Genomic DNA, 26,425 nt, shown 5'->3' with positions numbered 1-26,425 from the left:
GCCGGCGGCCGGGCCCGGGCTCACGGCGGTGACGCGGCCGCCCGCAACGGGCACCCCGTGCCGACGCGGGCGGCAAGGTCGGCCCGGAGCTCGGCGAGTTCGGCCATCCGGGCGTCGATGACGGTGATCTTCTCCTCGAACAGCGCCGACAGCGCCGTCGCGGTGTCGGGCGCGGCGCGCAGCTTCGCGCAGTTGCCCGAGATCTCCGCCAGCGAGAAGCCGAGCGCCTGCGCGGTGCGGATGTAGTGCAGCCACGCCACGGTCTCGGGCGGGAAGTCGCGGTAGCCGTTCGGCAGCCGCCGACCGGAGACCAGACCGACCTTCTCGTAGTACCGGACGGTGTCCGTGCTGATCCCCGCCTGCGCGGCCAGCTCCCCGATACGCATGAGACACCCCGCCGGCTCGTGGACTTGACCTTGGAGCGTACTCCAGGGTTTAGCGTCGGGCGTCCCGCAGCCAGACCCGCAGGAGCCCTCGTCGTGATCCGCCTTCCCACCCCCTCCCACCCCGCCTACCTCCGCCTCGTCCGCGTGAGTGCCGGATACGACCTTGTGGTCACGGCCGGCTTCGCGACGCCGTGGACCTACGCGCTGCTGCACAGCGCGCTGTCGCGGCTGGGCGGCGCACTCGGACTGGGCGGCCTGCCCGCCCTCGACCCGATCCAGATTCTGTACGCGAACCTGATGGGCTCGGTCGTGGTGGTGTGGGCGCTCCTGCGCCTCGTCCGGCCGCAGCCCGTGCACGGCCGGTACGACGCCGTCGCGCGCGCCCTCTTCGCGACCTGGCAGGCGTACGCGATGGCCCACGGCGCCACGCGGCTGCTGTGGCTGTTCCTCGCCGTCGAGGTGGCGTTCGGCCTCGCCCAGATCCTGCCCTGGTGGGTGAGCCGGCGCATACCGCCGCTCCCGCGGGCGACGGGTGCCACGATGTGAGCGTGACAGCGCCGGGCTGGTATCTGGTGGGGGCGCCGTGGGACTGCTCGGCGCTCGGTCGGGGTGAGCGGCTCGCGCCGGCTGCCCTGCGCGCGGCCGGGCTGTCCGATCTCGTCCCCGACGACGCCGGGGACGCGCCGATCGTCATCGACGATGCCCGGCGGGACGAGGCGACCGGCGTCCGTGCGCTGCGACAGACCGCCCGGGCGGCGCGGGTGCTGGCCGACGGGCTCGACGACGCCGCCCGGCGCCGGCCCGGCGGCCGGCCGCTGGTGGTCGGTGGTGACTGCAGCCTGCTGCTCGGGGTGCTGCCCTGGCTGCGCCGGAGCCGCAGCCGGGTGGGGCTCTGGTTCGTCGACGGGCATCCCGACTTTCTCGACGGCGCCTCCTCGCCGACGGGGGAGACGGCCGACCTGGACCTGGCCCTCCTCACGGGCGCCGGTCCCGAGCAGCTCACCGCGCCCGCCGGGGTGACCGCGCCGCTCGTCGCGCCCGACGACGTGGTGCTGGTCGGCCACCGTACCCGTGATCTCGACCCGGAGGCCGCCGCGGAGGTGGCCCGGCTGCCCGACAGCATCCGGCGGTTCGACGCCCCGGCGGTCGTCGACGCGCCGCGCCGGTGCGGCGAGCGGGCCGCGGCGATGCTCGCCGACATCGACGGCGGCGTCTGGCTGCACGTCGACTGCGACGTCCTGGATCCGGCGGACCTGCCGGCCGTCAGCTACCCGGAGCCCGGTGGCCCGACCCCCGGCCAGCTCGCCGACCTGCTGGCGCCGCTGTTCGCCTCGCCCCGGTTGCTCGGCGTGAGCATCGCCGACTTTCGCCCGGACCTGGATCCGGACGGCCGCCACGCGGCGACGCTGGTCGCGCTGCTGCGCCGGCTCCTGTCCGACCCCGTCGACAATCCGATTTCGTGATGGGCGGTCAATGGGTGAGCGGTGCGGAATCCCCCTTTTGCCGGCTCGCAGGGTAAGGTCGTTCGCGCTGCTCATCGCGGGTGTATTTGCGCAACGGGCGGGCCGCAAATTGCAGGCCGGCAAGGAATTCGCAAGGCCGTTGTAACGCAATTCCCAAGCCAATTTCATTGACGCCGACAAATCTTGACGTGAATCGTCGGGGAGTGCACCGTGAAAGGCGCCGGCACCCGACGGGTCGCCGGGTCGCCATTTCAGGAGGCGGTCATGCGGTGGAATCCGTTCGCCGGCGCGTACCTCGCCGACCCGGCGCGGGTCTGGCGGGAACTCCTCGACTCCCCGGGCGGGGTGCACCACGACGAGGACCTCGGGCTGTGGCTGATCACCCGGCACGCCGACGTGCGCCGGGCGCTCGGTGACACCGAGACCTTCGGCAACGCCCTCACGCTCGCGCCGGTCTACGACGTCTGCCCGGAGGCGATGGCCGTCATCACGCAGATCGACGCCCCGCCGACCACGGCCGCCGCCGACCCGCCGGTGCACCCGCGGACCCGCCGCGCGCTGCGGGCCACCTTCGCCAACACCGCCGACCGGGTCGAGCAGCGGTACGGCGCGATCGTCCGGCGCCGGGTCGACGAGCTGGTCGCCCGCCTCGCCGCCCGTGCCGGCCAGCAGGTCGACCTCGTGCGCGAGTTCACCACCGAGCTGCCCCTGCTGGTCCTGCTGGACCTCCTCGGTGTGCCGGAGCGGGACATCGCCTGGGTCCGGGCCTGGGCGGACGGTCAGATCGCCCTCGTCTGGGGGCGGCCGGAGCCCGCGGAACAGGTCCGCCTCGCCCGGGGGCTGCTGGAGTTCTGGCGCTACTGCCAGGGCCTCGTGCGCGACCGGCTCGACAGCGACCGGCCCGGCGACGGCTACGTCGACCAGCTGATCGCGTACCGGAACGGCGACGACGAGGTGCTCACGATCGCCGAGGTGTCGAGCATCGTGTTCAACCTCCTGGTCGCCGGGCACGAGACCACGGCCGGGCTGCTCGCCCACGCGCTGGAGCGGGCGCTCGCCGACCCCGACCGGTGGCGGGCGTTCGCCGCCGAGCCGCAACGGGTGCCCGGGTTCCTCACCGAGACGCTGCGCTTCGCACCCGCCATCGACGGCTGGCTGCGGGTGACCCACCGGCCGGTCACGCTGGGCGGCGTCACCATCCCGGCCGGGGCGCGGTGCCTGCTGCTGATCGGGGCCGCGAACCGGGACCCGGCGGTGTTCGCCCACCCGGACCGGTTCGACCCGGGACGGACCGACGGCTCCGACCACCTCTCCTTCGGGCGCGGGCCGCACTTCTGCATCGGCGCGGCACTGGCGCGGCTGGAGGCCGGGCTCGCCCTCACCCGGCTCGCCGCGGCCGTGCCCGGGCTGCGGCTGGCACCGGGGCACCGCCGGTCGTTCCAGCCCAACGTGGCGTTCCGCGCGTACCGCGGCCTACCGGTCGTGGTCGACACGGCGGTGCCCGCCGTCCGGCGTCCGGCGGCCTGACCGGCGTGGCCGTGCCCGGCGCTGACCTGCGGAGGCGGTCACGGAGCGGAGCCGTGTCTTCACACCCGTCGGGGAATGGGTTAAGAATTGTCCCCTGCGAATGCCCAGTCATCACCCCGCCCCGATCTCCTGTCGATGCCGACCCGGCGTCGCGAAGGTGAGCACATGGATCGCACGCCCCCGTCGAGCGCCGCTCACTCCGCTGCCAGCCATCACTTTCGCGCGGAGTTGCGGCGCTGGCGGACGCGGCAGGGGCTGACCCAGCGCGCGCTGGCGGAGCGGGTGCGGTTCAGCCGGGAGACGGTCGCCGCGGTCGAGTCCGGCCGCCGGTTCGGCAGCCAGGAGTTCGCCGTCCGCTGCGACGAGGTGCTCGGCACCGGTGGCCGGCTGGCGGCGTTGTGGCCCCAGGTCGCGGCGGAGCAGCTGGCCGCGGACGGCCGCCGCGGCCCCCGGTTCGGCGAGGTCGCGCGGCTGGAGCCGGCGCCGGCCGCCCGGCGCGACGCGCGCGATCCGGAGGCGGTGGTGGCGGCCATCGACGAGTTGCGGGAGCTGATCGGCCAGGTGCTCGGCCAGCCCGAGGTCGACGGGCCGCCGCCCGCACCGCCCGCCCGGCGCTGACGCCGGGAGGCCCGGCGGACGCGCACCGCCGGCGCTGCCAACTCTGGGTACAGATGCTGGTACGGGCTGTTTGTACCACCCTCAGGGCTGGTCTGAGCGCACGGCTTCCGGCGCAATGAAACGTGCAATCCGCAAATGCAGATAGACCGTTGTTGATGAGTGCGGGGAGTCAGCCTTGGCGTCGAGCACGAGATCCCACGCGGCCCGACCCTATCCGACCCGCCGCCGCGGCTGGAAGATTGCCGCCCGGATGCGCCTCATCGTCGCGGCTCCACTGGTCGCCGTGCTGGGCTTCGCCGGCCTGGGGCTGACCGAGAGCGCCCGCCAGACCACCCGCGCCAGCGACCTCGGCCTCCTGGCGCAGCTCGGTGCCGAGGCGGGCGACCTGGCCCACCGGCTGCAGAACGAGCGCATCGTCGCCGCCGACCTGCTCACCCGGGGCGCGCCGGAGCAGCAGGACGCCTTCGCCGACGCCACCACCGCCACCGACGCCGCCGTCGCCCACTACCGGCGGCAGCGGGCGAGGCTGCCCGCCGACTCCGCCGCCGTCCGGGCCGTCCTGCCGCGGATCGACGCGGCGCTGGCCGGCCTGCCGCCGCTGCGCGCCCAGGTGCGCACGGCGGAGCGCGCCTCGGTGTCGGCGATGACCTTCAGCTACCGGATCGCCATCGCCGACCTGCTCAGCCTCCGCGAGAGCGTCACGCTCGGCGTGGTCAACGCCCGGATCGCGGACGGCATCCGGGCCTCCTCGGCGCTGTCCGAGGTGGCCGAGGCGATCGGCCAGCAGCAGGTCGCCGTCCTGCGCGCGATCGCGGCCGACCAGCTGACCCCCGCCATGCAGCAGGACATCACCGCGGCCCGGGCCGGCTTCACCGAGTCGAGCCTCGCCTTCCTGGCGCTGGCCCGGCCCGCCTGGCGCGGCTGGTGGGAGCAGGCCGCCAGCGGCGAGAGCGCGCTGCTGCTGCAACGGATGCAGGACCAGGTGTCGCGGAGCGTCGCCGGCAGCCCGCTGGAGCTGGACCTCGACACCTGGGTCACCGCCACCCGCCAGTGGTCGGTGCGGCTGGCCGAGCTGCGCCAGCGGGTCGACGCGGTGGTGCTCGACGACGTCCGCGCCGCGCACGCCGAGCAGCGGGGGCGCGCCGTGCTGGAGGCGGCGGCCGTCGTGGTGGCCCTGGTGCTCACCACGCTGGTCACGTGGGCGGTGGCCCGGCAGATCACCCGGCGGCTGCGCCGGCTGCGGGACGCCGCGAACGCCGTCGCCTTCGAGCGGTTGCCCCAGGTGGTGGCCCGGCTGGAGCATCCGGACAGCTCCTCGGTGGACCCCGACGAGCTGGCCCGGCGGCAGGCCGGCGACGGGCTGGAGCCGTCCAGCGACGACGAGATCGGCGAGGTGGGGCAGGCCTTCACCGCGGTGCACCGGGCGGCGGTGCGCACCGCGGCCGAACAGGCGGTGATGCGGGCCAACACCGCCGAGATCTTCATCCACCTCAGCCGGCGGGAGCAGCGCCTCGTCGACGCGGTGCTCGCCCAGGTCGACAAGGTCGAGCGGGACGAGACCGACCCCGACCGGCTGCACCAGCTCTACACACTGGACAACCTGGCCACCCGGATGGGGCGGATCAACGCGAGCCTGTTGGTGCTCGGCGGGGTCGGCGTCGGGCGGGTACGCCACCACGACGTGCCGCTGCAACAGGTGCTGCAGGCGGCGCAGAGCCAGATCGAGCACTACGCCCGCATCCGCCTCGGCCTGGTCGACGGCGACGTCGCCGTGAGCGCCGAGTCCGTCGACGAGGTCGTGCACCTGCTGGCCGAGCTCATGGAGAACGCCACCGGCTACTCACGGCCGGGGACCGAGACCTGGGTGACCGGCCGCAGCCTGGGTGACCGGGTGATCGTCCAGATCAGCGACGAGGGCGTGGGGCTGTCCCCGCAGCGCCGGCAACAGCTCAACGACCTGCTCGCCCGCCCGCCCGCCGTCGACGTCGCCGCGGTACGGGCGATGGGGCTGGTCGTGGTGGGGCAGCTCGCCACGCGGCTGGGCGTGGCCGTGCAGCTCCGTCCCGGTCCGCGCCGCGGCACCATCGCCGAGGTGGCGCTGCCGGGGTCGATGATCCGGCCGCTGCCCCCGGAGGAATTCCTGCTCACGCCCGGCCGGCCGTCCCGGCGGGCGGCGCGGACCGCCGCCGCGCCGCCCTACCGCGCGGCGCCCGAGCCGTGGGCCGGCAGCCCGCCGGCCGACCCGGTGCTGCCGGTGGCTCCCGTGTTCCAGCCCGCCACCGCGCCGGACCGCGGCACCGTGCCCGCCGAGGAACTCGTCATCTACCACCAGCTCAACCACTGGTTCCAGGCCGACCGCCCGGGCGGCGACAACGGCACGCCGTGGGCCAGCCCCGCCGACGACGCCTGGCGTACGGCGGCCCGGGCCGACTCACCCGAGGTCGCCGGCACCACCACCTCCGGCCTGCCCAAACGGCAGCCGCAGCAGCACTTGGTGCCGGGCGGCGTCACGATGCCGCGGCAGCGCTCGGAGCACCGCGACCCGGCCCGGGTGGCCACCGCGATGGCCGCGTACGCACGGGGGGTCGCCGGCCGCCGGCCCAACCTGATCACCAACTGACCGGACAGGGAGTGCACGTGACCGACCACCAGGATCTCGGCTGGCTGCTGGACGCCTTCGCCGAGCGCGCGACCGAGGTCAGCCATGCCATCGCCATCTCCAGCGACGGCCTCATGGTGGCCGCCACCCGGGGGCTCCCACCCGATCGGGCCGACCAGCTGGCGGCCACCGGCAGCGGGCTGGTGAGCCTGCTCCGCGGCGCGGCGGCCTTCTTCGACGCCGGCGCCGTGATCTCCAACGTCACCCAGCTCGAAGGCGGCTTCATGTTCTCCATGGCGTTCAACGACGGCGCCTCGCTGCTCGTGCTCGCCGACCCGCAGTGCGACGTCGGCAAGGTCTCCTACGAGATGACCGAGCTGGCCAACCGCATCGGCGACGCCCTGACCCCGGCGGCCCGCGCGGCCCTGAGCCGCAGCCGCTGACCCCGGCGCCCCCACGCCGGAACCTCACCCCTCACGTAGGAGCACACATGTCCCTCACCATGTCCCGGCGCGGCCGCGCGCGCACCGCGGCGCTGCTCGCCCTCGTCCTGCTCGCGGCGCCCGCGTGCGCGAACGACGAGGGCGGCGCCGGCCCCGGCGCACCCGTCAAGATCGGCCTGCTGGCGTCGCTCTCCGGCACCTACCAGGCGGTCGGCAAGGACATCCGCGACGGCTTCCAGCTCTACCTGTCCAGCCACGACGGCAAGCTGGGCGGCCGGGAGGTGGAACTCGTGGTCGCCGACGAGGGCAACGGAGCGGCGACCGCGGTGCCCGCCGCCACGAAGCTGCTCAAGCAGGACCGGGTCGTCGCGCTGACCGGCGTCGTCGGCGGCGGCTCGGTGGCCGCCGTCTACCCGCTGCTCAACGAGACGAAGGTGCCGTTCGTCGGCTCCAACGGCCGGCCCGAGCTGAAGGACGTCTCCCGGGTCTGGCACACGTCCTACCTGTCCGACGAGCCGGGAGAGGCGATCGCGCAGCACGTGCGCGACGACGTCAAGGGCAGCGTCTACGCCATCGGCCCCGACTATCAGGGCGGCTGGGACGAGCTGCGCGGCTTCACCGAGGCCTTCGCCAAGGCCGGCGGCAGGCTGGCCAACCCGGACGGCAAGGCGACCTTCACCCCGTTCCCGGCGACCACCAACTTCACCCCGTACTTCGCGCGGATCAAGGCGTCCGGGGCGAACGCCGTCTACACGTTCTACGCCGGCAGCGCGGCCGTCGACTTCGTGAAGCAGTACGCCCAGTCGGAGGTGAAGGACCTGCCGCTCTACGCCGCCGGGTTCCTCACCGAGGGCGGGGTGCTCAACGCCCAGGGCGAGGCCGCCCGCGACATCTACTCGGTGCTCAACTACTCGCCGGACCTCGACAACGCGGAGAACCGCGCCTTCGTGGCGGCCTGGAAGGCCGAGCACGACGGCTCCCCGACGACGTACGCCATGGCCTCCTACGACGCGGCGGCCGTGCTGGACCGGGCCATCGCGGCCGCCGGGGACGAGGCGACACCGGAACGCGTCAACGCGGCCATCGGCCAGCTCGGCCAGATCGCCAGCCCGCGCGGCACCTGGCAGTTCTCGCCGACCACCCACGCGCCCGTGCAGAAGTGGTACCTGCGCCAGGTGCGCCAGGACGGCCGGGCGCTGTCCAACACCGTGGTGGGTGACCTCGCCACCGTCGGCGGGTGACCGCGGTGGCCGCCGGCATCCGGTTCGACCCGTACGTCGTCCCCGCCCTCGACGGGGTCGCCTACGGCCTGCTGGTCTTCGTCGCCGCCGCGGGGCTGGTGCTCTGCTTCGGCGTCGCCGGCATCCTGAACCTGGCGCACGGCACCCTCTACGCGATCGGCGGCTACACGGCGGCCGCCCTGCTGGACGGCGGCTGGCCGAGCCTGGCGCTCGCGCTGGCCGTCGGGGTGGTGGCCGCCACCGCGTCCGGCGCGCTGGTCGCCGGGCTGCTCACCCGGCTCGCCGCGCGAAGCCACCTCACCCAGGCGCTGCTGACCTTCGGGGTGGCCCTGGCCGGCGGGAGCCTGCTCGTGAGCGCCTTCGGGCCGGACGATCCGCCGGTGCGCCTCCCCGCCGCGCTGGACGGGTCGGTGGCGGTCGCCGGGCACCGCTACGCCGCGTACCGGCTGGTCTTCATCGTCGTGGCGGCGCTGCTCGCCGGCCTGCTCCACCTCGTGGTGCGCCGCACCCGGGCCGGGATGCTGGTCCGCGCGGCCGTCGACGACGCCGAGATGGTCGCCGTGCTCGGGGTGAGCCCGGCCCGGATCCGGGTCGGCGTGCTGGCGGCCGCCGGGGCGCTGGCCGGCGCGGCGGGGGTGCTCGGCGCGCCGATCATCGGCCCCGGGCCGGACACCGCCGACGCCGTGCTGCTGCTGTCCCTGGTGGTGGTCGTCCTCGGTGGACTCGGCTCGATGGCCGGCACCCTGCTCGCCGCGCTGGCCGTCGGGCAGATCCAGACCCTGGGCGTCGCGCTCGCCCCGTCGGCCGCCCCGTTCCTGCTCTTCGCCGCCATGGCGGCGGTGCTGGCGGTGCGGGCGCGGGGCCTGGCCACGGCCCGGAGGGCGACGTGAGGCGGGGAGCCGTCCGCGCGCTGCGCCGCGGCGTCGCCGCGATGGTGGTGGCCGCCCTGGTGCTGGCGCCCTGGACGGTCGACGACTACACCGTCGCGCTGCTCGCCCGCACCCTGGCGCTCGGCCTGGTGGCGGTGAGCGTCGCGCTGCTCACCGGCGTCGCCGGGCTGCCCACCCTCGGCCAGACCGCCCCCTACGCGGCGGGCGCCTACGCCAGCGCGGTCGTCGGCAGCCACCTCTCCGACGTCGGCCTGGTGCACCTGGCCGTCGCGGCGGCGGCCGGGGCGGCGCTGGCCGCGGTGACCGTGCCGCTGGTGGTCTCCGCACGCGGCGTGGTGCTCCTGATGATCACCCTGGCGGTCGGCGAACTCGCGGTGACCGTCGTGGGGCGCTGGCGGTCGGTGACCGGCGGCACCGACGGGCTGGCCGGCGTCGCGGCGTCCCGTCCACTGTGGGGGCTGCCGGTGCTGGCCACCGACCGGGCGCGCTACCTCTACACCCTGGTGGTCGTCGCGGCGCTGGTCGGCGTGGTGCTGCTGGTCCTGCGTACCCGGGTCGGGCTGCTGCTGCGGGCCGGCCGGGACGACGAGGCGCGGCTGCGGGCCGGCGGCCACCGGGTGGCCGTGCACGTCGCCGGCGTGCACGTCGCCGCCGGGGCGGTGGCGGGCGCCGCCGGCTCCCTGCTCGTCGTGGCCCAGCAGTTCGTCTCCCCGGCCGACTTCGGTTTCGACACCTCCGCCCTGCTGCTGCTCGGCGTGGTGATCGGCGGCACCGCCTCGGTCGGCGGCGCGCTGGTCGGCGCCGCGCTCGTCGTGGCCGCCCGGGACTGGCTGTTCGGCGTGCTCCCCGGGCAGGCGCCCCTGGTGCTCGGGCTGGCGTTCGTCGCCGCCGTCTACCTGCTCCCCGACGGCGGGCGCCGGCCGCCGGTGCGCGGCCGGCTGCTCCCGACCGTCCCGGCCCGCCGTCCCGCCCCGGAGAGCCCGACGCCGACGGGAGTGCGCGCATGACCCCGCTGCTGTCCGCCCACGGCATCACCGTCCGGTACGGGTCGCTGGCCGCACTCGACGGCGTCGACCTGCGGATCATGCCGGGCCAGCGGCACGCGCTGATCGGGCCGAACGGCGCCGGCAAGACGACGTTGCTGGACGTGCTCGGCGGGCGCACCCGGGCCGGCGGCGGCCGGGTGCTGCTGGCCGGCCGGGACGTCACCCGGCTGGGCCCGGCCGCCCGGGCCCGCCGGGGCATCGGCCGGATCCACCAGCGCCCCGCCGTCTGGTCGACGCTCACCGTACGGGAGAACGTGCTGGTCGCCGCGCTGCCGCGGGCGGTGCGGCCCGGCCGGTGGCACCCGTCGGCGCGGCGGCGGGCGGCCGCCCGGACGGCGGACGCGCTGCTGGCCCGGGTGGGCCTCGCCGGGATCGCCGGGGTCCCGGCCGGGCACCTGGCGCACGGGCAGCGCCGGCAGGTGGAGATCGCCATGGGGCTGGCCGGCCGGCCCAGGCTGCTGCTGCTCGACGAGCCGGCCGCCGGGCTGTCCGCCGTCGAGGTCGGGTGGCTCACGGAGTTCCTGCGGACGCTGCCCCGCGCGGTCGCCGTGCTGCTGGTCGAGCACCGGCTGGACCTGGTCTACGCGCTCTGCGACACGGTGACCGTGCTGCGCGACGGCCGGACGCTGGCCACCGGGACGCCCGCCCAGATCCGCGCCTCCGGCCCGGTCCGGGAGGCGTACGCCGAGGGGGTGGCCTGATGCTGCGGATCGACCGGCTGTGCGCCGGCTACGCGGGCGGCACCGTGCTGCACGAGGTGAGCCTCGACGTGCGCGCCGGCACCGTCCAGGCGGTGGTGGGGCGCAACGGCGCGGGCAAGAGCACGCTCGTGCACAGCGTGGCCGGCCTGGTGCGGCCGTACGCCGGCCGGATCGAGATCGGCGGCGTGCAGGTCGCCGGCCGGCAGCCGCACCGCATCGCCCGGTCCGGGGTCGGCCTGGTCCCGCAGGGCCGGCGGGTCTTCTCCCGGTTGACCGTGGCCGAGCACCTGGTCCTGGCGGCCGCGCCGTGGCGGGCCGCGACGCCCGGCGGCGAGGGCTGGACGGTGGCCCGGATCCTGGAGCTGCTGCCCCGACTCGGGAACCGGCTGCGCCACCGCGGCGACCAGCTGTCCGGCGGCGAGCAGCAGATGCTGGCCATCGCCCGGGCCCTGCTCGGCCAGCCCCGGCTGCTCCTGCTGGACGAGCCGTGCGAGGGCCTGGCCCCCGACCTGGCGGCCCGGGTGCGGGAGCTCGTCGGCACGCTGGCCCGCACCGGGCTGACCGTGCTGCTCGTCGAACAGCAGCTCCGGCACGCCGTCGAGGTGGGGGACCGGATCGCGGTGCTGGAGTACGGCCGGGTCGTCTACGACCGGCCGGTGCACGAGGTCCGGGCCGACCCGGACGTCCTGGCGGCGATGCTCAGCGTCGCCGCGGTCCCGGAGCCGTCGGCTCCCCGACCGGTGCCCGGGCTCTGGTCCGACGCCGGGCACTGACCCGACCCGCAGCGACAGGGATGAGGAACGATGCCGACCCACGTCCACGACACCGACTACGCCTTCGACAACGGCGCCCCGGACGCCGTGCCCCAGATGCGGGCGCTGGAGTCCTTCCTGGATCCGATCACCGCGCGCCGGATCGCCCCGCCGGTGCTCGCCCCCGACGGCGTGTGCTGGGAGGTCGGCGCCGGCGGCGGTTCGGTCGCCCGCAGCCTGGCCCGGGCGGTCGGCCGGGGCGGCCGGGTGCTGGCCACCGACCTCGACACCGCGCACCTCACCCCCGCCGGCAACCTCGACGTACGCCGGCACGACGTGCGTACCGAGCCGCCGCCCGGCGACGCCTTCGACCTGATCCACGCGCGGCTGGTGCTGCTGCACCTGCCGGAGCGGCGGCGCGTGCTGGCCTCGCTGGCCGGCGCGCTGGCCCCCGGCGGCTGGCTGGTCGTCGAGGAGTTCGACTGCACGGCGCCGCTGCGGGTGCTGGCCGCGCCGAGCGACGACGCGGCGAAGCTCTTCGCCCAGGTGACCGACGCGATGCTCGACATCCTGCAGAACCACGGCGCCGACCTGGCCTGGGCGCAGGACGTGCACGGCGAACTGGTGGCGGCGGGGCTGGTCGAGGTGGACACGGTCGTCCACGCGCAGAGCTGGCCCGGCGGCTCCCTCGGGGCGTCGCTGTACGGGACGAACTCCCGGCAGTTGGAGCCGGAGCTGCTCGACGCCGGTTTGTCGCCCGGTCAGATGGAGGCGTTCCGCCGGCTGCTGCGGGACCCGGGGTTCGCCGTGATGTCGTACCAGTTCGTGTCGACCCGGGGACGGCGGCCGGCGGCACGGTGAGCGCCGTCCCGCCGCTACCGCCCGAGGAACTCCTCCAGCACCGTGACCAGCCGCACCGGGGTCTCGTACATGGCGTAGTGGCCCGCGTTGGCGAGCACCTCGAGCCGGGCGTTGGGGTAGTGGCGCAGCCACGTCTCGCGCATCGTGTCGGCGCCCAGCGCGGGGTCGTGCTCGCCGACCACGGCCAGCGCCGGCACCGGGTTGCCCTTCACCTCGTCGGTGAAGTCGGTCCGCGCCCACGCGGTGAGGTACGCGCCGAACGCCTTCGGGGTGGAGTGGGCCAGGGAGAACCGCACCATGTCGTCGAGCCAGCGGCCGGACAGCCGGTTGCCCGTGGTGAGGTCGATGATCGCGCGCCGGTTGGCCGGGTTGGTCGCCGCCCCGTCGAACAGCGTCCAGCCCTGCAGGTCGAACGGCACGCCGCTCGCCGGGACCGGGCTGATGCCGACGAGGCGGGTCACCCGCCCGGGGGCGTCGGCGAGGACCCGCTGGGCGGCGCTGCCGCCCATCGAGTGCCCGACCACCGAGAAGGAGTCCCAGCCGAGGGAGTCGGCCAGCTCCAGGGCGTCGCGGGCGATCTCGGCGATGGTGTGCTCGCCGGCCACGTCCCTGCGCGCGCCGTAGCCCCGGTAGTCCGGGAACGCCCAGGTGAAGCGCTCGGCGTCGATCAGCTCCGGCAGCCAGCCCCAGCCCTCCGCCGAGCCGAACCACCCGTGCAGGGCCAGCACCCGGTGCGGCCCGTGACCGACGGTGAGGTGGCTGATCGTCATGTGCGGGCCCCTTCCACTGGTGCGGTGTGGCGACAGTGAACGACCTGACGGCCCGGCGAGGGAACACCCGCGTCGGATAGGCGACGCCGCACCGCTGCCCGAGGTGACCGCCCGCCCCGCCCGGGGTGGACGGTCACCTCGCGATGCGACGAGGATCAGATCAGGCCGCCCATGGCCGGGTCGCTGATGCTGGGCTTGCCGTTCTCGACGTGACCGGCGTAGCGGACCGTGAACGCGGGGTCCGCGGAGACGGTCACAGTGAAGGTCGTACCAGCCGTGCGCCCGCGACAGCGACCACGACGGCGACGCCGCCTCGCCCGGCTTGAGCGACAGCCGGGTCCGCCGCGACGAGTAGCGGTCCGCGACGGCCACCTCGACCCGCTTCGCGCCGCGGTTCACCAGGGTCAGGCCGACGTGGTGGTCGCGCTCGTCGTAGCGGGCCCGGACGTCGATGCCCGCGCCCGCGCCGCCGGTGAAGCGGCGGAAGAAGCCGTTGGGGCCGTGCACCTCGAGGTCGTAGCCGGCGGTGGCGTCCCAGGTGTCGCTCACCTGCTTGCCCGGCTCGACCGTGTAGGTGCGGGGTGCCTGCGCCGGGTCGGCCGAGCGCACTCCGAAGACGCCGGCGACGCCGCCGGAGTTGCGGAAGTCGAGCTGGAACGACGTGCCGGTGGCCCGCCCGTCCACGTGCAGGGTGTACGGGAGGGCCCGCGCGGGCCGTACCCCCCGCTCCTGGCCGGGCAGACGCGGGTCGGCCGGCGGCACCGGCACCTCGTCGGGCTGACGGGTGAGGTCGACCGGCTTGAGATCGGCGGTGTCCGGCAGCGTCACCCGCGGCGAGGCGTTCGGGGTCCGGAAGTCGAACGCACTGGTCAGGTCGCCGACCACCGCGCGCCGCCACGGCGTGATGTTGGACTCGACCAGGTCGGCCCGGCCCTTGGCGAACCGGGCCTCCAGGAAGCGGATCAGTGAGGTGTGGTCGAACACCTGCGAGTTGACCCAGCCGCCCCGGGTCCACGGCGAGACGACGATCATCGGCACCCGGACGCCGAGGCCGTACGGGCCGGCGGCCCGCCGACCGTCGCCGGGGAAGATCTCGTTGGTGGTGGGCACGGTGGACAGGCCCTCGGCGCGACTCTGCGGCGGCGTCGGCGGCACCAGGTGGTCGAAGAAGCCACCCTCCTCGTCGTACGTGACGAACAGGGCCATCTTGCTCCACACCTCGGGGTGGCTGGCCAGGATGTCGACGACCTGCGACATGTACCAGGCGCCGTAGTCCGGCCCCCAGTTCGGGTGCTCGCTGTAGGCCTCCGGCGCGACGATCCAGGAGACCTGCGGCAGCGTCCCGTTCGCCACGTCCCGCCGGAAGTCGGCCAGCAGCGCCTCGGGGGAGCGGTCCTGCTTCGAGATCTCGGTGCCGGTCTTCGCCCGGTCCGCCAGCGGGGTGCCGGGCCGGGCGTTCTGGTACTGGTGGAAGTAGAGCAGCGAGTTGTCCCCGTAGTTGCCGATGAACGGGTCCCCGGTCCAGCCCCAGTAACCGTCGGCGGTCAGACCCAGGCCGACGTCCTGGTAGACCTTCCAGGAGACCCCGGCGCGCTCCAGCCGCTCCGGGTAGGTCGACCAGTCGTAGCCGGCCTCGGCGTTGTCGATGACCGGGCCGCCGCCCTTGCCGTCGTTGCCGACCCAGCCGGTCCACATGTGGTAGCGGTTGGGGTCGGTCGAGGCCAGCACCGAGCAGTGGTAGTTGTCGCAGACGGTGAAGGCGTCGGCGAGGGCGAAGTGGTACGGCAGGTCGCCGCGGGTGTGGTGGGTCATGGTGACCACGCCCTTGTTCGGCACCCACCGGTCGTACCGGCCGCCGTTCCAGGCGCCGTGGGTGTCGGCCCACCCGTGCGGCGGGTCCGGCAGGAAGGTCTGCCCGAGGTCCGGCACCTCGGGCCGGAACGGCAGCAGGTCGGCCGAGCCGTTCGGCTGGTGCCAGACGCTGCGGCCGGAGGGCAGCGTCACCGGGTGCGGGTCCGCGAAGCCCCGGACCCCGCGCAGGGTGCCGAAGAAGTGGTCGAAGGAGCGGTTCTCCTGCATGAGGAAGATGACGTGCTCGACGTCCTCGATCGAACCGGTCCGGTTGTTAGCCGGGATGGCGAGGGCCTTGCTGAAGTCCACCGGCAGGGCGGCCGCCGCCACCGGAGCACTCATCATCTTCAGGAAATTTCGACGGTCCACACTTGCCATGACAGAGCACCACCTGACTGACGCCGAACGATTGGCCGGTGGCACGCTATTGGCGCCAGATGGACCTGACGTGTCCGGAACGCGAGCGTTGCGCCAACGCCGTAAGATCCACGCACCCTGGTGAGAGTCCTCGCCTCCGCCCTCTCCGGAGCCCCCATGTCCGAGCCGCAGGACGCCACCACCGACGTGCCCGGGACCGGTCGGCCCCGGCGGCGCTGGCTGCTGCCGGCCGCCGGGCTCGCCGCGGCCCTCGCCGTGGCGTTCGCCGTGGTCGCCGTGACCGGGCCCGATCCGGAGCCGCCGGCCGCCCGGCCCGTCGCCGCGCCCACCGCGCTGTCGCCGACCGCCGCGACCACCACCCCGAGCACCGTTCCGGTCCCGGCGGGTCCGCCGAGCCCCACGGACACGCCCGCCCGCGCGTCGACGCCGACCCGGCGGCCCGCGCCGGCCCGGTCGACCACCGGCGCCGCCCCGCGGCCCCGCGCGACGACCCGTGCTCCGAGGCCGAGCTGCACCCCGGCGGGGGTGGTGGACGTGGTCCAGGTGTTCACCGACGGCGAGGTGAAGGTCGCGGCGCGGACCGACGGCGAGTGGTCCGACCAGCTCTGCCCGGGTGAGCGAATCCGGGTCTTCTGGGCCACCTACCGCCGCACCGCGGACGGCGGCGCGACGCTGTACCGGTCCGAGGTGCGCTACCTCGACCGGTCGTCGCCGACCTGGACCATGCACCTGGTCACCCCGGACACCTGCGGGCCCTGGTACGTGGTCTCCGGCGGCGCGAGCATCCCGCGGACGCTGAAGCCGGGCGTGGTGCCGTTCGGTGGCAGCAAGATGCACTGGGAGACCGGCGAGCACTGCTGACGGTGCGACGGAACGAGGGCGTTCCGACCGTCGGCGTCAGCGCAGCGGGCCGTCTCCGGGGCCGTTCGGGTCGTCGACCAGGTGCATGGCGGCCTCCTCGGCGCTGGCCGCGCCCCCGTCGACGCCCGCGTCCCAGGCGACCGAGTCCGCCTGCTCGTCCTCGCCGAGGCCCTCGTCGTCGGCCACCAGGCGTCCGGTGCGCGCCTCCCGCTCGTAGCCCCGGCGGGTCAGCTCGTCCTCGTCGTCGGGCGCCTCGGCGTACGGGTCGAGGTCCGGTTCCTCCTGGGCGAGCAGCTGCGCGAGGGACTCGCCGGCCCGCTCCTCGGCGGGCGTGGTGCCGAACCGGTTCGCCGCGCTCCAGTGGTCGGCGGCGACGATGCCGGTGTCGAGGGGGTCGCCCGTCCGGTCGTCGTCGAGGGTGTCCGAGGCGTCCAGGACGCCGTCGTCCTCCGCCACGTTCCACTCGTCCGCGATGTCGGTCCGCTCGGTCTGGCTCATGGCGATCCTCCCTGGTCAACGCCCGATGCTGCCACCCAGCCTAGAGCCGTCGCCCGGACCGGCGACGACACGGGGGTCGGTCACAGCCTGCGGCCCCGGGCGTCGCGGGCGCTGATCCCGTCCAGGGGTTCGCCGGGGGCGAGCGCCCCCGGGTCGAACCAGAAGATCACCAGTCGGGGGTCCTCGCTCCACCGGGCCAGCCGGGCCTCGACGTGGCGGCCGTCGACCGTGCCGACGATCCGGGCGGCCGGCCCGACGAAGTACCCGAAGGTGGGCACGGGGGCGTTGGCGGGCACCGGGCCCTGCGAGTCGTAGCCGATCTGGTGGAACCCCGGCCGGCGATCGCTGCCGGACACGTCGTTGACCAGGAAGTCGGTGGTCAGCTCCCCGGCGGGGGAGCGCCGGCCGGCGGCCAGGCCGATCGTCACCCCGGGCAATTCGGGCACGTCGACCGCAACGACGTAGAACACCCGCTCGTCACCGCCGTACCGGATGCCGCTGCCCACCACGGCGCCGACCGGTCGGGGCCGGGGCTCCACCGGGCCGGGGTCGGCGGTCGCCGTCGGGCTGGGGACGGCAGTCGCCGTGGGGGCCGCGACGGGCGCGGTGGCGGCCGGCCCGGTCCCCAGAGGCTCCGGCGGGCGGGTCCGCGCCACGGCGCCACCCACGCCGAGAACCACCGCGGCCACCGCCACCGCCACCGCGCCGGTACCGGCGACCCGCCGGCGGCGGCGCACCCGCCGGCCCTCCCGCATGATCCCGGTGAGGTCGGGACCGTTGCGGTCGGCCCGCTCGGTCGCCCGCATGGCGCGGCGCAGCTCGTCCACCTCGTTCATCGCCGCGTCCCCTCCGGCTCGCGCGCGGTGAGGCCCGCGGCGCGCAGCTTCTCCAGGGCCCGGGAGGCGGTGCTCTTGACGGTCCCCACCGAGACGTCGAGTTCGCGGGCCACCTGGGCCTCCGGAAGGTCGAAGTAGTGACGCAGGACGACGACGGCCCGCTCGCGCGGGGTGAGCGTGCCGAGGATGGCGAGCAGCCAGCGCCGGGTCGCCACCTCGTCCGCCACGTCACCGCCGTGCGGCTCCGGGAGGTCCTCGGTGGGGTACTCCCGGATCGGCCGCCGCCAGGCGTCCACGAGATGGTTCACCAGCACCGACCGGGCGTAGCCGTAGGCGTCGCCGTTGCGGACCCGCGACCACGACGCGTAGGTGCGGACCAGCGCGGTCTGGGCCGCGTCCTCGGCCTGGTGATGGTTGCCCGTCATCAGGAAGGCGGCGTGCACCAGCCGCGCGGACGCCGCCGTCGCGAACTCGACGAACTCCGCGTCACCCCGGGCCATGCCCAGCCTCTCCACGTCCCACCTGGTACAGGACGGGTGAGGCGGGTGAAAGGTTGAGTCCCCGCCGGATCAACCTTGTCACCGGGTCACCCGTCCTCCTCCCTGCGCACCACCCGGCGACGGCGAGGGAGACCGACGATGACGAGGACCGTGGACCGGGCTCGCGGTGGCGGGACGATGCTACTGCTGGCCACGCTGCTGTCCGGCTGCGCGCCGCCCGCGGCCGGCCGGGCCGCCGGCCCGCCGCCCGCCGTTCCGGCCGCCACCGCGCGGGCGGCGGCGCCGGCGTCCGCCCGGCAGCCTCCGGTCCGGATCGGCTATCCCGGCCACGGCCACGGCCGGTGGCGGTTCGCCGCCGGCGAGCCCGCGACCCCGACGGGTACGCGCCGGCTGCTGCGTTACCGCGTCGCGGTGGAGGGCGACATCCGCGGGGTGCCGCCGGCCGACTTCGCCGCGGAGGTCACCCGCACCCTGAGCGACCCGCAGGGCTGGACCGCGGACGGGGTCCTCACCCTGCGCCGGGTCGGGCGGGACCAGCCGGCCGACTTCACCGTCTACCTCGCCACCCCCGGCACCCGGGACGAGCTGTGCCAGGACCGGCCGGACGGCTACACCTCCTGCCGCCGGGGCGACCGGGTGGTGCTCAACGTCGCCCGCTGGGCCGGCGGGGTGCCGGGCTACGGCGCGGGACTCGCCACCTACCGCCGGTACATGGTCAACCACGAGGTCGGCCACCGGCTCGGCCACGGGCACGAGCGGTGCCCGGGGCGGGGCCGGCCGGCGCCCGTGATGCAGCAGCAGACCCTGGGCCTGCACGGCTGCACGCCGAACGCGCTGCCCTACCCGCACGGCCGGCGGTACGCCGGACCGCCGGGGACGTACGCCGACCCGGTGCCGCCCCGCGAGCGCGGCCGGCCCGGTTGAAACGGGACGGCGACGGCGCGTGGTGGGGGTCGACCGGCGATGGTGCTTTAGTAGACGCCATGCCCAACCCCGCGATCCTCACCGTCGACGACGACCCGGCCGTCTCCCGGGCGGTCGCCCGCGACCTGCGGCGCCGCTACGGCGACCGGTACCGGGTGGTGCGGGCCGACTCCGCCGAGGCGGCGCTGGAGGCGCTGCGCGAGCTGAAACTCCGCGGCGAGCAGGTGGCGGTGCTGATCGCCGACTACCGGATGCCGCAGATGAACGGCATCGAGTTCCTCGAGGCCGCCATGGACCTCTTCCCCACGGCGCGGCGGGTGCTGCTCACCGCGTACGCCGACACCGACGCCGCGATCAACGCGATCAACGTGGTCGACCTCGACCACTACCTGCTCAAGCCCTGGCACCCGCCGGAGGAGAAGCTCTACCCGGTGCTGGACCAGCTGCTGGAGTCGTGGACGGCCGGCGCGGCCACGGCCGCCCCCGAGCTGCGCGTGGTCGGGCACCGCTGGTCGGCCCCGTCGTTCACCGCGCGCGACTTCCTGGCCCGCAACCTGGTGCCGTTCCGCTGGGTGCCCGCCGACGAGCCGGAGGGCGCCGGGCTGCTCGCGGCGGCCGGGGTGACCGCGAACGACGTACCCCTGGTCGTGACGGCCGACGGCAAGTCGCTGGTGCAGCCGACGACGGCCGACCTGGCCGCGCAGGTCGGGCTGGCCACGACGCCGGCCGCGGAGTTCTACGACCTGGTGGTGGTCGGCGCCGGTCCGGCCGGGCTCGGGGCGGCCGTCTACGGCGCCTCGGAGGGGCTGCGGACGGTGCTGATCGAGCGGCGGGCCACCGGCGGCCAGGCCGGGCAGAGCAGCCGGATCGAGAACTACCTCGGCTTCCCGGACGGCGTCTCCGGGGCCCAGCTGACCGACCGGGCCCGCCGGCAGGCGCTGCGGTTCGGCGCCGAGCTGCTCAGCGCCCGCGAGGTGGTGGCCCTGGAGGACGCCGGTGGGGCGCGGGTCCTGCGGTTCGCCGACGGCAGCAGCGTCGCCGCGCACACGGTGGTGCTGGCCACCGGCGTCTCCTACCGGATGCTGCCCGCGCCCGGGCTGGCCGAGCTGACCGGCCGGGGCTGCTTCTACGGCTCGGTGGCCAGCGAGGCGCCGAGCTGCTCGGGAGAGGACGTCTACATCGTCGGTGGCGCGAACTCCGCCGGCCAGGCCGCCGTGCACTTCTCCCGGTACGCCCGCCGGGTGCACCTGCTGATCCGCGGGGACGACCTGACCCGCTCGATGTCCAGCTACCTGATCGAGCAGATCGCCCGGATCGACACCATCGAGGTCCACCCGCACACCGAGGTGGTCGGCGGCGCCGGCCAGGAGCACCTCGAGGAGGTGACCCTGCGCGACACCCGCACCGGTGAGACGCGGCGCGTCGACACCTCGTGGCTGTTCGTGTTCATCGGCGCGGAGCCGGGCACCGACTGGCTCGACGGCGCGGTCGCCCGGGACAGCCGGGGCTTCGTCCTCACCGGGCCGGACCTGACCCGGGGCGGCGGCCGGCCCGCCGGCTGGGCGCTGCCCCGCGACCCGTACCACCTGGAGTCCAGCATGCCGGGCGTCTTCGCCGCCGGTGACGTGCGGGCCGAGTCGGTGAAGCGGGTGGCCTCGGCCGTTGGCGAGGGCGCCATGGCGGTCTCGCTCGTGCACCGCTACCTGGAGGCCCAGTGAGCGCGAGGAGTGAGCCGGGTCTGCGAGCCCCGCAGTCGCGAACCAGGGAGGCCCAGTGACCAGCGAAACCGACCGGCTCACGCCCGACGAGCTGCGGCGCCTCTTCCTCTTCGAGTCGCTCACCCCGGAGCAGCTCGCGCACCTGACGGAGCACGGCCGGGTGGAGCGGCGCCGCGCCGGCGAGGCCGTCTACGTGGAAGGCGAGCCGGCGAGCTGCTTCTACGTGCTGCTGCACGGCACGGTGACGCTGCACCGCCGGGTCCAGGGCGACGACATGGAGGTCAGCCGGACCAGCCAGCCCGGCGTCTACGGCGGCGCCATGCAGGCGTACGTGGGCGACCTGGCCGAGCAGCGCTATCTCAACAGCCTCTTCGCGGTGACCGACTGCGCGGTCTTCGCGCTCCCGGCCCAGATCATCGCCGAGGCGATGCGCAGCTGGTTCCCGATGGCGACCCACCTGCTGGAGGGGCTGTTCATCGGGATGCGCAACTCGCAGACCATCGTCGGCGAGCGGGAACGGCTGCTGGCCCTGGGCGCCCTCTCGGCCGGGCTCACCCACGAGCTCAACAACCCGGCGGCGGCCGCGGTGCGGGCCACCTCGGCGCTGCGCGGCCGGGTCGCCAAGATGCGGCACAAGCTCGCCATGATCGCGGACGGCCGGCTCGACGGCCGGCGCCTGCACGACCTCGTCTCCCTGCAGGAGGAGGCGGTGAAGCGGGCCGCCGCCGCGCCCGCGCTGACCCCGCTGGCGGCCAGCGACGCCGAGGACGAGCTGGCCGACTGGCTCGACGAGCACGGTGTCCGGGGCGCCTGGGAGCTGGCCCCGACGCTGGTCGCCGGGGGCATCGACAGCGGCTGGCTGAGCCAGGTGGACGCCGCGGTCGGCGCCGACGACCTGGAGTCGGCGATCCACTGGATCACCTACACCATCGACACCGAACTGCTCATGGGCGAGATCGACGACGCGGTCACCCGGGTCTCCGGGCTGGTCGGCGCCGCGAAGCAGTACTCCCAGCTGGACCGGGCGCCCTACCAGACGGTCGACGTGCACGACCTGCTCGACGCCACCCTGGTCATGCTCCAGGCCAAGATCCCGGCCGGGGTGCGGGTGGTGAAGGAGTACGACCGGACGGTGCCGGCCGTTCCCGCGTACGCCGCCGAGCTGAACCAGGTCTGGACGAACCTCATCGACAACGCGCTCGGCGCGATGGGTGACGCCGGCACGCTGACGATCCGGACCGGCCGCAAGGAGGACCGGTTGATCGTGGAGATCGGTGACACCGGCGGCGGCATCCCGCCGGACATCCGGCCGCGCATCTTCGAGCCGTTCTTCACCACGAAGCCCGTCGGTGAGGGCACCGGCCTCGGGCTGGACATCTCCTACCGGATCGTCGTCAACAAGCACCACGGGGACATCCGGGTGCGGTCCGAGCCGGGCGACACGCGGTTCGTCGTGCTGCTGCCGCTGACGCCGGCCTGACCGGGCGCGGTCGGGTCAGAACAGCGTCGAGGGGGCGACCGGCGCCGGCTCGGGCAGCGGCGCGACCCCGGGCAGGCGCGCCCGGACCTGGTCGTGGAAGCGGCGGGCGAGGTCGGGCGCGTCGGCGTTGTCCGGGGTGTGCACGAACACGGTCGGGGAGCGGCCCTCGCGCAGCCAGCCGGTCACCACGTCGAGCCACGGCTGCCAGCCCTCGACCGTGCGTGCCGGGTCGTCGCGCCCGAGGTAGCGGACGATCGGCCGGTCGGTCAGCGCCCGGGTCCGCAGCGGGAGGCGGGGCTTCTTCAGCCACGCCTCCCGTTCCGCGTCGCTGGTCGGCGGGGTGCGGAAGAACGCCGTGGTGTCGAACGGGATCCACTCCGCGCCGACCCGGGCGAGCGCGTCCTCCAGGGCGCGCGCCGCGCCGGCGTCGGTGAAGAACGCGGGGTGGCGGACCTCGACGGCGTACCGGTGGGTGGTGGGCAGGCCGCGCAGGAAGCGGGCCAGCGTGGGCACGTCGCCGGGGCCGAACGAGCCGGGCAGCTGCACCCAGAGGGCGTGCGCGCGCGGGCCGAGGGGTTCGACGGCGTTCAGGAAGGCCCGCAGCTCCGCGTCGGCGCCGGTGAGCCGGCGCTCGTGCGTGACGACCTTCGGCAGCTTGGGCACGAAGCGGAAGTCGGGCTCGGTCTGCCGCGCCCAGGACGCCACCGTCTCCGGGGACGGGGTGGCGTAGAAGGTGGTGTTCCCCTCGACCGCGGTGCACCACTCGGCGTAGGCGCGCAGCCGCTCGTGGGCCGACAGCGGGTGCGTCAGGTAGCGCCCCGGCCAGGCCCTGTGCGTCCACATGGCGCAGCCCACGTGCAGGCGCATCCGACCCTCCCACCGCTCGACGGCCCCGGCGCGGCCACCCGCGCCGCGGCAACGGTATCCGGGCCCGGCGTCCCGGCGGATCCGGCCGGGCCGGCCGCCCGGGGCGTCCGGTCCGGTCAGCCGCGACCGGTGCCGTCCGCGAGCAGGCGTCCCGCCGTCCGGCGGCGTTGCTGCTTCACCAGGTAGAGCCGCTGGTCGGCGACGTGCAGCAGGCGGTCGAGGGTGTCACCGTCGTGGGGGGCGGTGGCCGAGCCGACGCTGACGCCGGCCAGGCCCCGGACGGCCGCCTCGATCCGGGCCGCCGCGGCCCGCGCCGACTCCCGGTCGGCGTCGGACAGCACCACCACGAACTCGTCGCCGCCGATGCGGGCCAGGGCGTCCTCGGCCCGCAGGACGGTCCGGGTCGCCGCCACCACCCGGCGGAGCAGGTCGTCACCGGCGGCGTGCCCGAGGCGGTCGTTCACGAGCTTGAAGTCGTCCAGGTCCAGGCAGAGCAGCGACGGGCCGGGACGGCAGCCGGCGTGGAACAGGAACGTGGCCAGCTCGGCCAGGCCACGCCGGTTCAACGCGCCGGTGAGCGGGTCCAGGGACGCCAGGGCGCGCAGCTGGGACCGCTGCCGGGCGAGGGCCCGGGTCTGCGTCGAGCAGACCGAGGCCAGCACCAGCATGCCGGCCAGGTAGACGAACACGTGACCGGCGGGGGCCGGCCGCCCGGCGACGGCGACGACGAGGTACGCCCCGACGGTGAGCACCTCCAGCCCCACCATGAGCCGCAGGTGCGGTGTGTAGCCGGCGACGAACACGGACGTGGTCACGAACCCCAGCGCGGCCGGTGACGTCACGCCGCCGTCCCAGTACGCGCCGAGCGCCGCCATCACCAGCGTGAGCATCAGGAGGCTGAACGAGAGCCGGTAGCTGGACGCCTTGGTGGTCACCCGGGTGGCCGCCCACGTGCCGAGGACACCCGCCGCCAGGCCGCAGCCGTACGCCGTGAGCATCAGGTCCCGGTTGGGCGCGCCGAGCGTCAGGAGACAGTAGACGACGGCGACCGAGTGGGAGACGGCGTGGAGGGCCGCGCTGATCAGCGTGCGGCGGCGGCGCTCTCTCATCCCACCGTCCACCGTGCCCCCGACCGCCGGTCGCGCGCACCCGTGCGGGCACGGCGTCGCTCAGCCGGTGCGATCGCGCCGACCGCCGGTGTGGACGCCACTCGGATGAGGCAGCTCACCACGTCGAAATTCAATGACCTGCGTGAACCGGCCGTCAAGAGACGAGTCGTTAACCAGCCGTTCATTTCACGCAGGGGAGCGCCCGGATCACCCTGAGCTGAGGGCGGGCGCCGGCACCCGTCGGGTACCGGCGCCCGCCCGCCCGGTCACCGCCGGGCCTGGTGCTTCGCCATCTGCGGCTGTTCACCCTTGCCGACCCGCCGCAGCGCGTCGCGCAACTGCTGCTCGGTCATCTTGGAGTTCCCCTCGATGCCCGCGCTGTGGGCCTGCTGCCGCAGCTCGTGCAATCGATCACGGTCACCCATGTCGAGCTCCCTCCGTGGGCTGGCGCGGGCGGCTCCGCGCGCCACTCCGTCGTCGGCTTCCCGGGCGGGTCGGTAACAAACGGCTTCAATCCCGGCTGCGCCGACCGCCGCGAGGAATGACGCTGAATTGGCCCTGGGACTCCATCCGGACCTCCTTGACGTCGGTGAGGTGCTCGATGCCCTGCTGCCGGATCTGGGCGTACAACTCGTCCTCGGTGACCAGTTCGCGACGCATGTTCCGGCGCAGCATGCGCCAGTCGCGCACCAGCACCAGGGACCCCGGTTGGATGATCCGGGCGACGGCCGGCCAGCGGTACGCGAGCAGGTCGAGCAGGTACGCCCATCCGATGATCACCGCGACCAGCGCCACGCCGTCCGTGATCGAGGTGTAGTCGTCCGCCATGGCGTTCTGCGCGGCGTCGGCGATCAGCACGATGACCAGCAGGTCGGTCATGCCGGTGCTGCCGCTCTCGCGCTTCAGCAGCACCCGCAGCAGGAAGAACAGCGCCAGGTAGATGACCGTGCCCCGCACCGCGATCTCCCACAGCGGCGTGTCGGGCACCAGCAGCCTCTGCCAGTCGCTCACCCGGTGCGCCTACCCGGCCGGTCCGTCGCTACACCGTCCGTCCCGCCGGCGCCCAGCGCCTCCGGGCCGTCGGTCAGCGGAGGGAGGTCGTCGGCGGCCAGGTCGAGCCGGGGTCGCAGGTGCCGGACCCGGTGCCGCCAGCGCCCGTGCTCGTACGCCGTGTCGGCCTCGACCTCGACGACGAGGTCCTGGCGCACCGGCGTGTACGGCAGCGGCGGCGCGGGGTTGAGCTGGCCGGTCCATCCACCCGGCAGCGGCTGCGGCCAGGGGTGACCCGGCGCGGCGGTCGGCTGGAGCAACCCCGCCAGCTCGCGGCGCTGCTGCCGGCGCAGCGGGTGGGTCCGCCCCAGGTAGCGCAGCCGGCCCCGCTCGTCGCACCGGCCTATCAGGAGGGTGTCCGGGTCGGACACCGGGCCGGTGACCCCGCCGACGAGGGTCTCCACGGTGTGGTGGGCGCGGACCTTCTGCCAGCCCCGCCGCCCCGGCTCGTACCGGCCGTCGCACCGCTTGACGACGATTCCCTCGACGCCCGCGTCGGTCCACGTCCGGAGCCACTCCCGGGCCTCGGCCGGGTCGCCGGTCTGCGGGCAGAGGACGAGCCCCGCGGGTGCGTCGCCGAGCAGCGCCGCCAGCCGCCGGCGCCGCTCGGCCAGCGGGACGTCGAGCAGCGGCTCCCCGTCCGGGCCGCTGAGCAGGTCGAAGGCCACGAAGTGCGCGGGATGGCGGTCGACCAGCGCTGCCAGCCCACGCCCGGCGGTCACGCGCCGCTGGAGCAGGGCGAAGTCGGTGCGGCCCTCCGCCCACACGATCAGCTCGCCGTCGAGCACGGTGCCGGCGGGCAGCCACCCGAGCGTCCGGGCGACGTCCGGGAAGTAGCCGGTGAGGTCCCGGCCGGCCCGGGACTGCAGCCGCACACCGGAGTCGTCGCGGAAGGCCAGGGCCCGCCAGCCGTCCCACTTCGGCTCGTACGCCAGCTGCCGGCCGGTGGGCAGCTCCGCGACCGGCGCGGCGAGCATCGGGGTGAGCGGTGGACGCAGCATCGGGCCTCCGGCGTGCGGAACCGCCCGGCGGTCGACACCGGGCGAGGGGCCCGTG

General features: G+C 75.0%; 26 protein-coding genes. 16 read left to right on the top strand and 10 right to left on the bottom strand.

The annotated features are described in order from the left end of the window. Positions 1–20 precede the first annotated feature (20 nt). Positions 21–386 (bottom strand): MerR family transcriptional regulator, encoded by a 366-nt coding sequence (locus RMN56_RS02075; protein ID WP_313722159.1) that lies wholly within the window; start codon positions 384–386, stop codon positions 21–23. Positions 387–479: 93 nt separating this feature from the next. On the opposite strand from RMN56_RS02075, the gene RMN56_RS02070 reads away from it, so the two are divergent. The 12 genes from RMN56_RS02070 to RMN56_RS02015 all read left to right on the top strand — a co-directional run bounded on the left by RMN56_RS02070 (position 480) and on the right by RMN56_RS02015 (position 12,527). Next, entirely contained in the window at positions 480–932 is a 453-nt protein-coding gene (locus tag RMN56_RS02070; RefSeq protein WP_313722158.1) for a hypothetical protein, read from the top strand. Between the two features lie 2 nt (positions 933–934). Next, complete coding sequence (locus RMN56_RS02065; protein ID WP_313722157.1) at positions 935–1,849, top strand: arginase family protein; 915 nt, start codon at positions 935–937, stop codon at positions 1,847–1,849. A 264-nt stretch (positions 1,850–2,113) separates the two neighbouring features. Then, complete coding sequence (locus tag RMN56_RS02060; RefSeq protein ID WP_313722156.1) at positions 2,114–3,376, top strand: cytochrome P450; 1,263 nt, start codon at positions 2,114–2,116, stop codon at positions 3,374–3,376. Positions 3,377–3,541: 165 nt separating this feature from the next. Next, positions 3,542–3,994 (top strand): helix-turn-helix transcriptional regulator, encoded by a 453-nt coding sequence (locus RMN56_RS02055; protein WP_313722155.1) that lies wholly within the window; start codon positions 3,542–3,544, stop codon positions 3,992–3,994. A gap of 250 nt (positions 3,995–4,244) precedes the next feature. Next, entirely contained in the window at positions 4,245–6,614 is a 2,370-nt protein-coding gene (locus RMN56_RS02050; protein ID WP_313722154.1) for a sensor histidine kinase, read from the top strand. 17 nt (positions 6,615–6,631) lie between these two features. Then, entirely contained in the window at positions 6,632–7,036 is a 405-nt protein-coding gene (locus RMN56_RS02045; RefSeq protein WP_121398599.1) for a roadblock/LC7 domain-containing protein, read from the top strand. A gap of 47 nt (positions 7,037–7,083) precedes the next feature. Further along, the gene (locus RMN56_RS02040; protein ID WP_313722153.1) at positions 7,084–8,277 is read left to right on the top strand and encodes an ABC transporter substrate-binding protein; all 1,194 of its coding nucleotides are present in this window, start codon (positions 7,084–7,086) and stop codon (positions 8,275–8,277) included. Then, a complete protein-coding gene (locus RMN56_RS02035; protein WP_313722152.1) occupies positions 8,274–9,167 on the top strand; it encodes a branched-chain amino acid ABC transporter permease in 894 nt (297 codons plus the stop codon). The genes RMN56_RS02040 and RMN56_RS02035 overlap by 4 nt, the downstream gene beginning before the upstream one ends. Beyond that, positions 9,164–10,174 (top strand): branched-chain amino acid ABC transporter permease, encoded by a 1,011-nt coding sequence (locus tag RMN56_RS02030; RefSeq protein WP_313722151.1) that lies wholly within the window; start codon positions 9,164–9,166, stop codon positions 10,172–10,174. Before RMN56_RS02035 ends, RMN56_RS02030 begins: the two co-directional genes overlap by 4 nt. Further along, positions 10,171–10,914, top strand: a complete 744-nt coding sequence (locus RMN56_RS02025; RefSeq protein WP_313722150.1) for an ABC transporter ATP-binding protein — start codon at positions 10,171–10,173, stop codon at positions 10,912–10,914. The genes RMN56_RS02030 and RMN56_RS02025 overlap by 4 nt, the downstream gene beginning before the upstream one ends. After that, positions 10,914–11,687 (top strand): ABC transporter ATP-binding protein, encoded by a 774-nt coding sequence (locus RMN56_RS02020; protein WP_313722149.1) that lies wholly within the window; start codon positions 10,914–10,916, stop codon positions 11,685–11,687. Before RMN56_RS02025 ends, RMN56_RS02020 begins: the two co-directional genes overlap by 1 nt. A gap of 30 nt (positions 11,688–11,717) precedes the next feature. Continuing rightward, positions 11,718–12,527: a class I SAM-dependent methyltransferase gene (locus RMN56_RS02015; protein WP_313722148.1), complete on the top strand. Its 810-nt coding sequence runs from the start codon at positions 11,718–11,720 to the stop codon at positions 12,525–12,527. A 14-nt stretch (positions 12,528–12,541) separates the two neighbouring features. Here the strand turns inward: RMN56_RS02015 and RMN56_RS02010 are convergent, their stop codons facing one another. After that, positions 12,542–15,526: a phosphocholine-specific phospholipase C gene (locus RMN56_RS02010; protein WP_313722147.1), complete on the bottom strand. Its 2,985-nt coding sequence runs from the start codon at positions 15,524–15,526 to the stop codon at positions 12,542–12,544. Positions 15,527–15,682: 156 nt separating this feature from the next. On the opposite strand from RMN56_RS02010, the gene RMN56_RS02005 reads away from it, so the two are divergent. After that, the gene (locus RMN56_RS02005) at positions 15,683–16,387 is read left to right on the top strand and encodes a hypothetical protein (protein ID WP_313722146.1); all 705 of its coding nucleotides are present in this window, start codon (positions 15,683–15,685) and stop codon (positions 16,385–16,387) included. A gap of 36 nt (positions 16,388–16,423) precedes the next feature. Here the strand turns inward: RMN56_RS02005 and RMN56_RS02000 are convergent, their stop codons facing one another. From RMN56_RS02000 to RMN56_RS01990, 3 genes are all read right to left on the bottom strand, one after another. Then, positions 16,424–16,885, bottom strand: coding sequence for a DUF5709 domain-containing protein (locus RMN56_RS02000; protein WP_313722145.1), 462 nt, complete (start codon positions 16,883–16,885; stop codon positions 16,424–16,426). Between the two features lie 80 nt (positions 16,886–16,965). Beyond that, positions 16,966–17,721 carry a hypothetical protein gene (locus RMN56_RS01995; protein WP_313722143.1) on the bottom strand — a complete coding sequence of 252 codons (756 nt, stop codon included), beginning with the start codon at positions 17,719–17,721 and terminating at the stop codon, positions 16,966–16,968. Continuing rightward, complete coding sequence (locus RMN56_RS01990) at positions 17,718–18,236, bottom strand: SigE family RNA polymerase sigma factor (protein WP_313722142.1); 519 nt, start codon at positions 18,234–18,236, stop codon at positions 17,718–17,720. Before RMN56_RS01990 ends, RMN56_RS01995 begins: the two co-directional genes overlap by 4 nt. 123 nt (positions 18,237–18,359) lie before the next feature. Here RMN56_RS01990 and RMN56_RS01985 point away from each other — a divergent pair, with 123 nt between their 5' ends. Genes RMN56_RS01985 through RMN56_RS01975 form a run of 3 tightly spaced genes read left to right on the top strand, consistent with a single transcriptional unit; the run spans position 18,360 to position 22,343 of the window. Then, on the top strand, positions 18,360–19,145 hold the full coding sequence (locus RMN56_RS01985) for a DUF3152 domain-containing protein (RefSeq protein ID WP_313722141.1): 786 nt from the start codon (positions 18,360–18,362) through the stop codon (positions 19,143–19,145). 59 nt (positions 19,146–19,204) lie between these two features. Beyond that, a complete protein-coding gene (locus RMN56_RS01980; RefSeq protein ID WP_313722140.1) occupies positions 19,205–20,863 on the top strand; it encodes an NAD(P)/FAD-dependent oxidoreductase in 1,659 nt (552 codons plus the stop codon). 55 nt (positions 20,864–20,918) lie between these two features. Continuing rightward, positions 20,919–22,343 (top strand): ATP-binding protein, encoded by a 1,425-nt coding sequence (locus tag RMN56_RS01975; protein WP_313722139.1) that lies wholly within the window; start codon positions 20,919–20,921, stop codon positions 22,341–22,343. Positions 22,344–22,358: 15 nt separating this feature from the next. Here RMN56_RS01975 and RMN56_RS01970 read toward each other — a convergent pair whose 3' ends face one another. The 5 genes from RMN56_RS01970 to RMN56_RS01950 form a co-directional block, all read right to left on the bottom strand. Beyond that, complete coding sequence (locus RMN56_RS01970; RefSeq protein WP_512699743.1) at positions 22,359–23,210, bottom strand: DUF72 domain-containing protein; 852 nt, start codon at positions 23,208–23,210, stop codon at positions 22,359–22,361. Between the two features lie 116 nt (positions 23,211–23,326). After that, on the bottom strand, positions 23,327–24,319 hold the full coding sequence (locus tag RMN56_RS01965; RefSeq protein ID WP_313722138.1) for a GGDEF domain-containing protein: 993 nt from the start codon (positions 24,317–24,319) through the stop codon (positions 23,327–23,329). 266 nt (positions 24,320–24,585) lie between these two features. After that, entirely contained in the window at positions 24,586–24,744 is a 159-nt protein-coding gene (locus RMN56_RS01960; protein ID WP_313722137.1) for a hypothetical protein, read from the bottom strand. Positions 24,745–24,829: 85 nt separating this feature from the next. Beyond that, the gene (locus RMN56_RS01955) at positions 24,830–25,330 is read right to left on the bottom strand and encodes a DUF421 domain-containing protein (protein ID WP_313722136.1); all 501 of its coding nucleotides are present in this window, start codon (positions 25,328–25,330) and stop codon (positions 24,830–24,832) included. Beyond that, entirely contained in the window at positions 25,327–26,370 is a 1,044-nt protein-coding gene (locus tag RMN56_RS01950; protein ID WP_313722135.1) for an ATP-dependent DNA ligase, read from the bottom strand. Before RMN56_RS01950 ends, RMN56_RS01955 begins: the two co-directional genes overlap by 4 nt. Positions 26,371–26,425 lie beyond the last annotated feature (55 nt).

The organism is Micromonospora halotolerans (assembly GCF_032108445.1).
In the GTDB taxonomy this organism is placed as follows: Bacteria; Actinomycetota; Actinomycetes; order Mycobacteriales; family Micromonosporaceae; genus Micromonospora; species Micromonospora halotolerans.
Note: the sequence above shows the minus strand (reverse complement) of the source record. Positions and strands in the feature narration are given on the sequence as shown.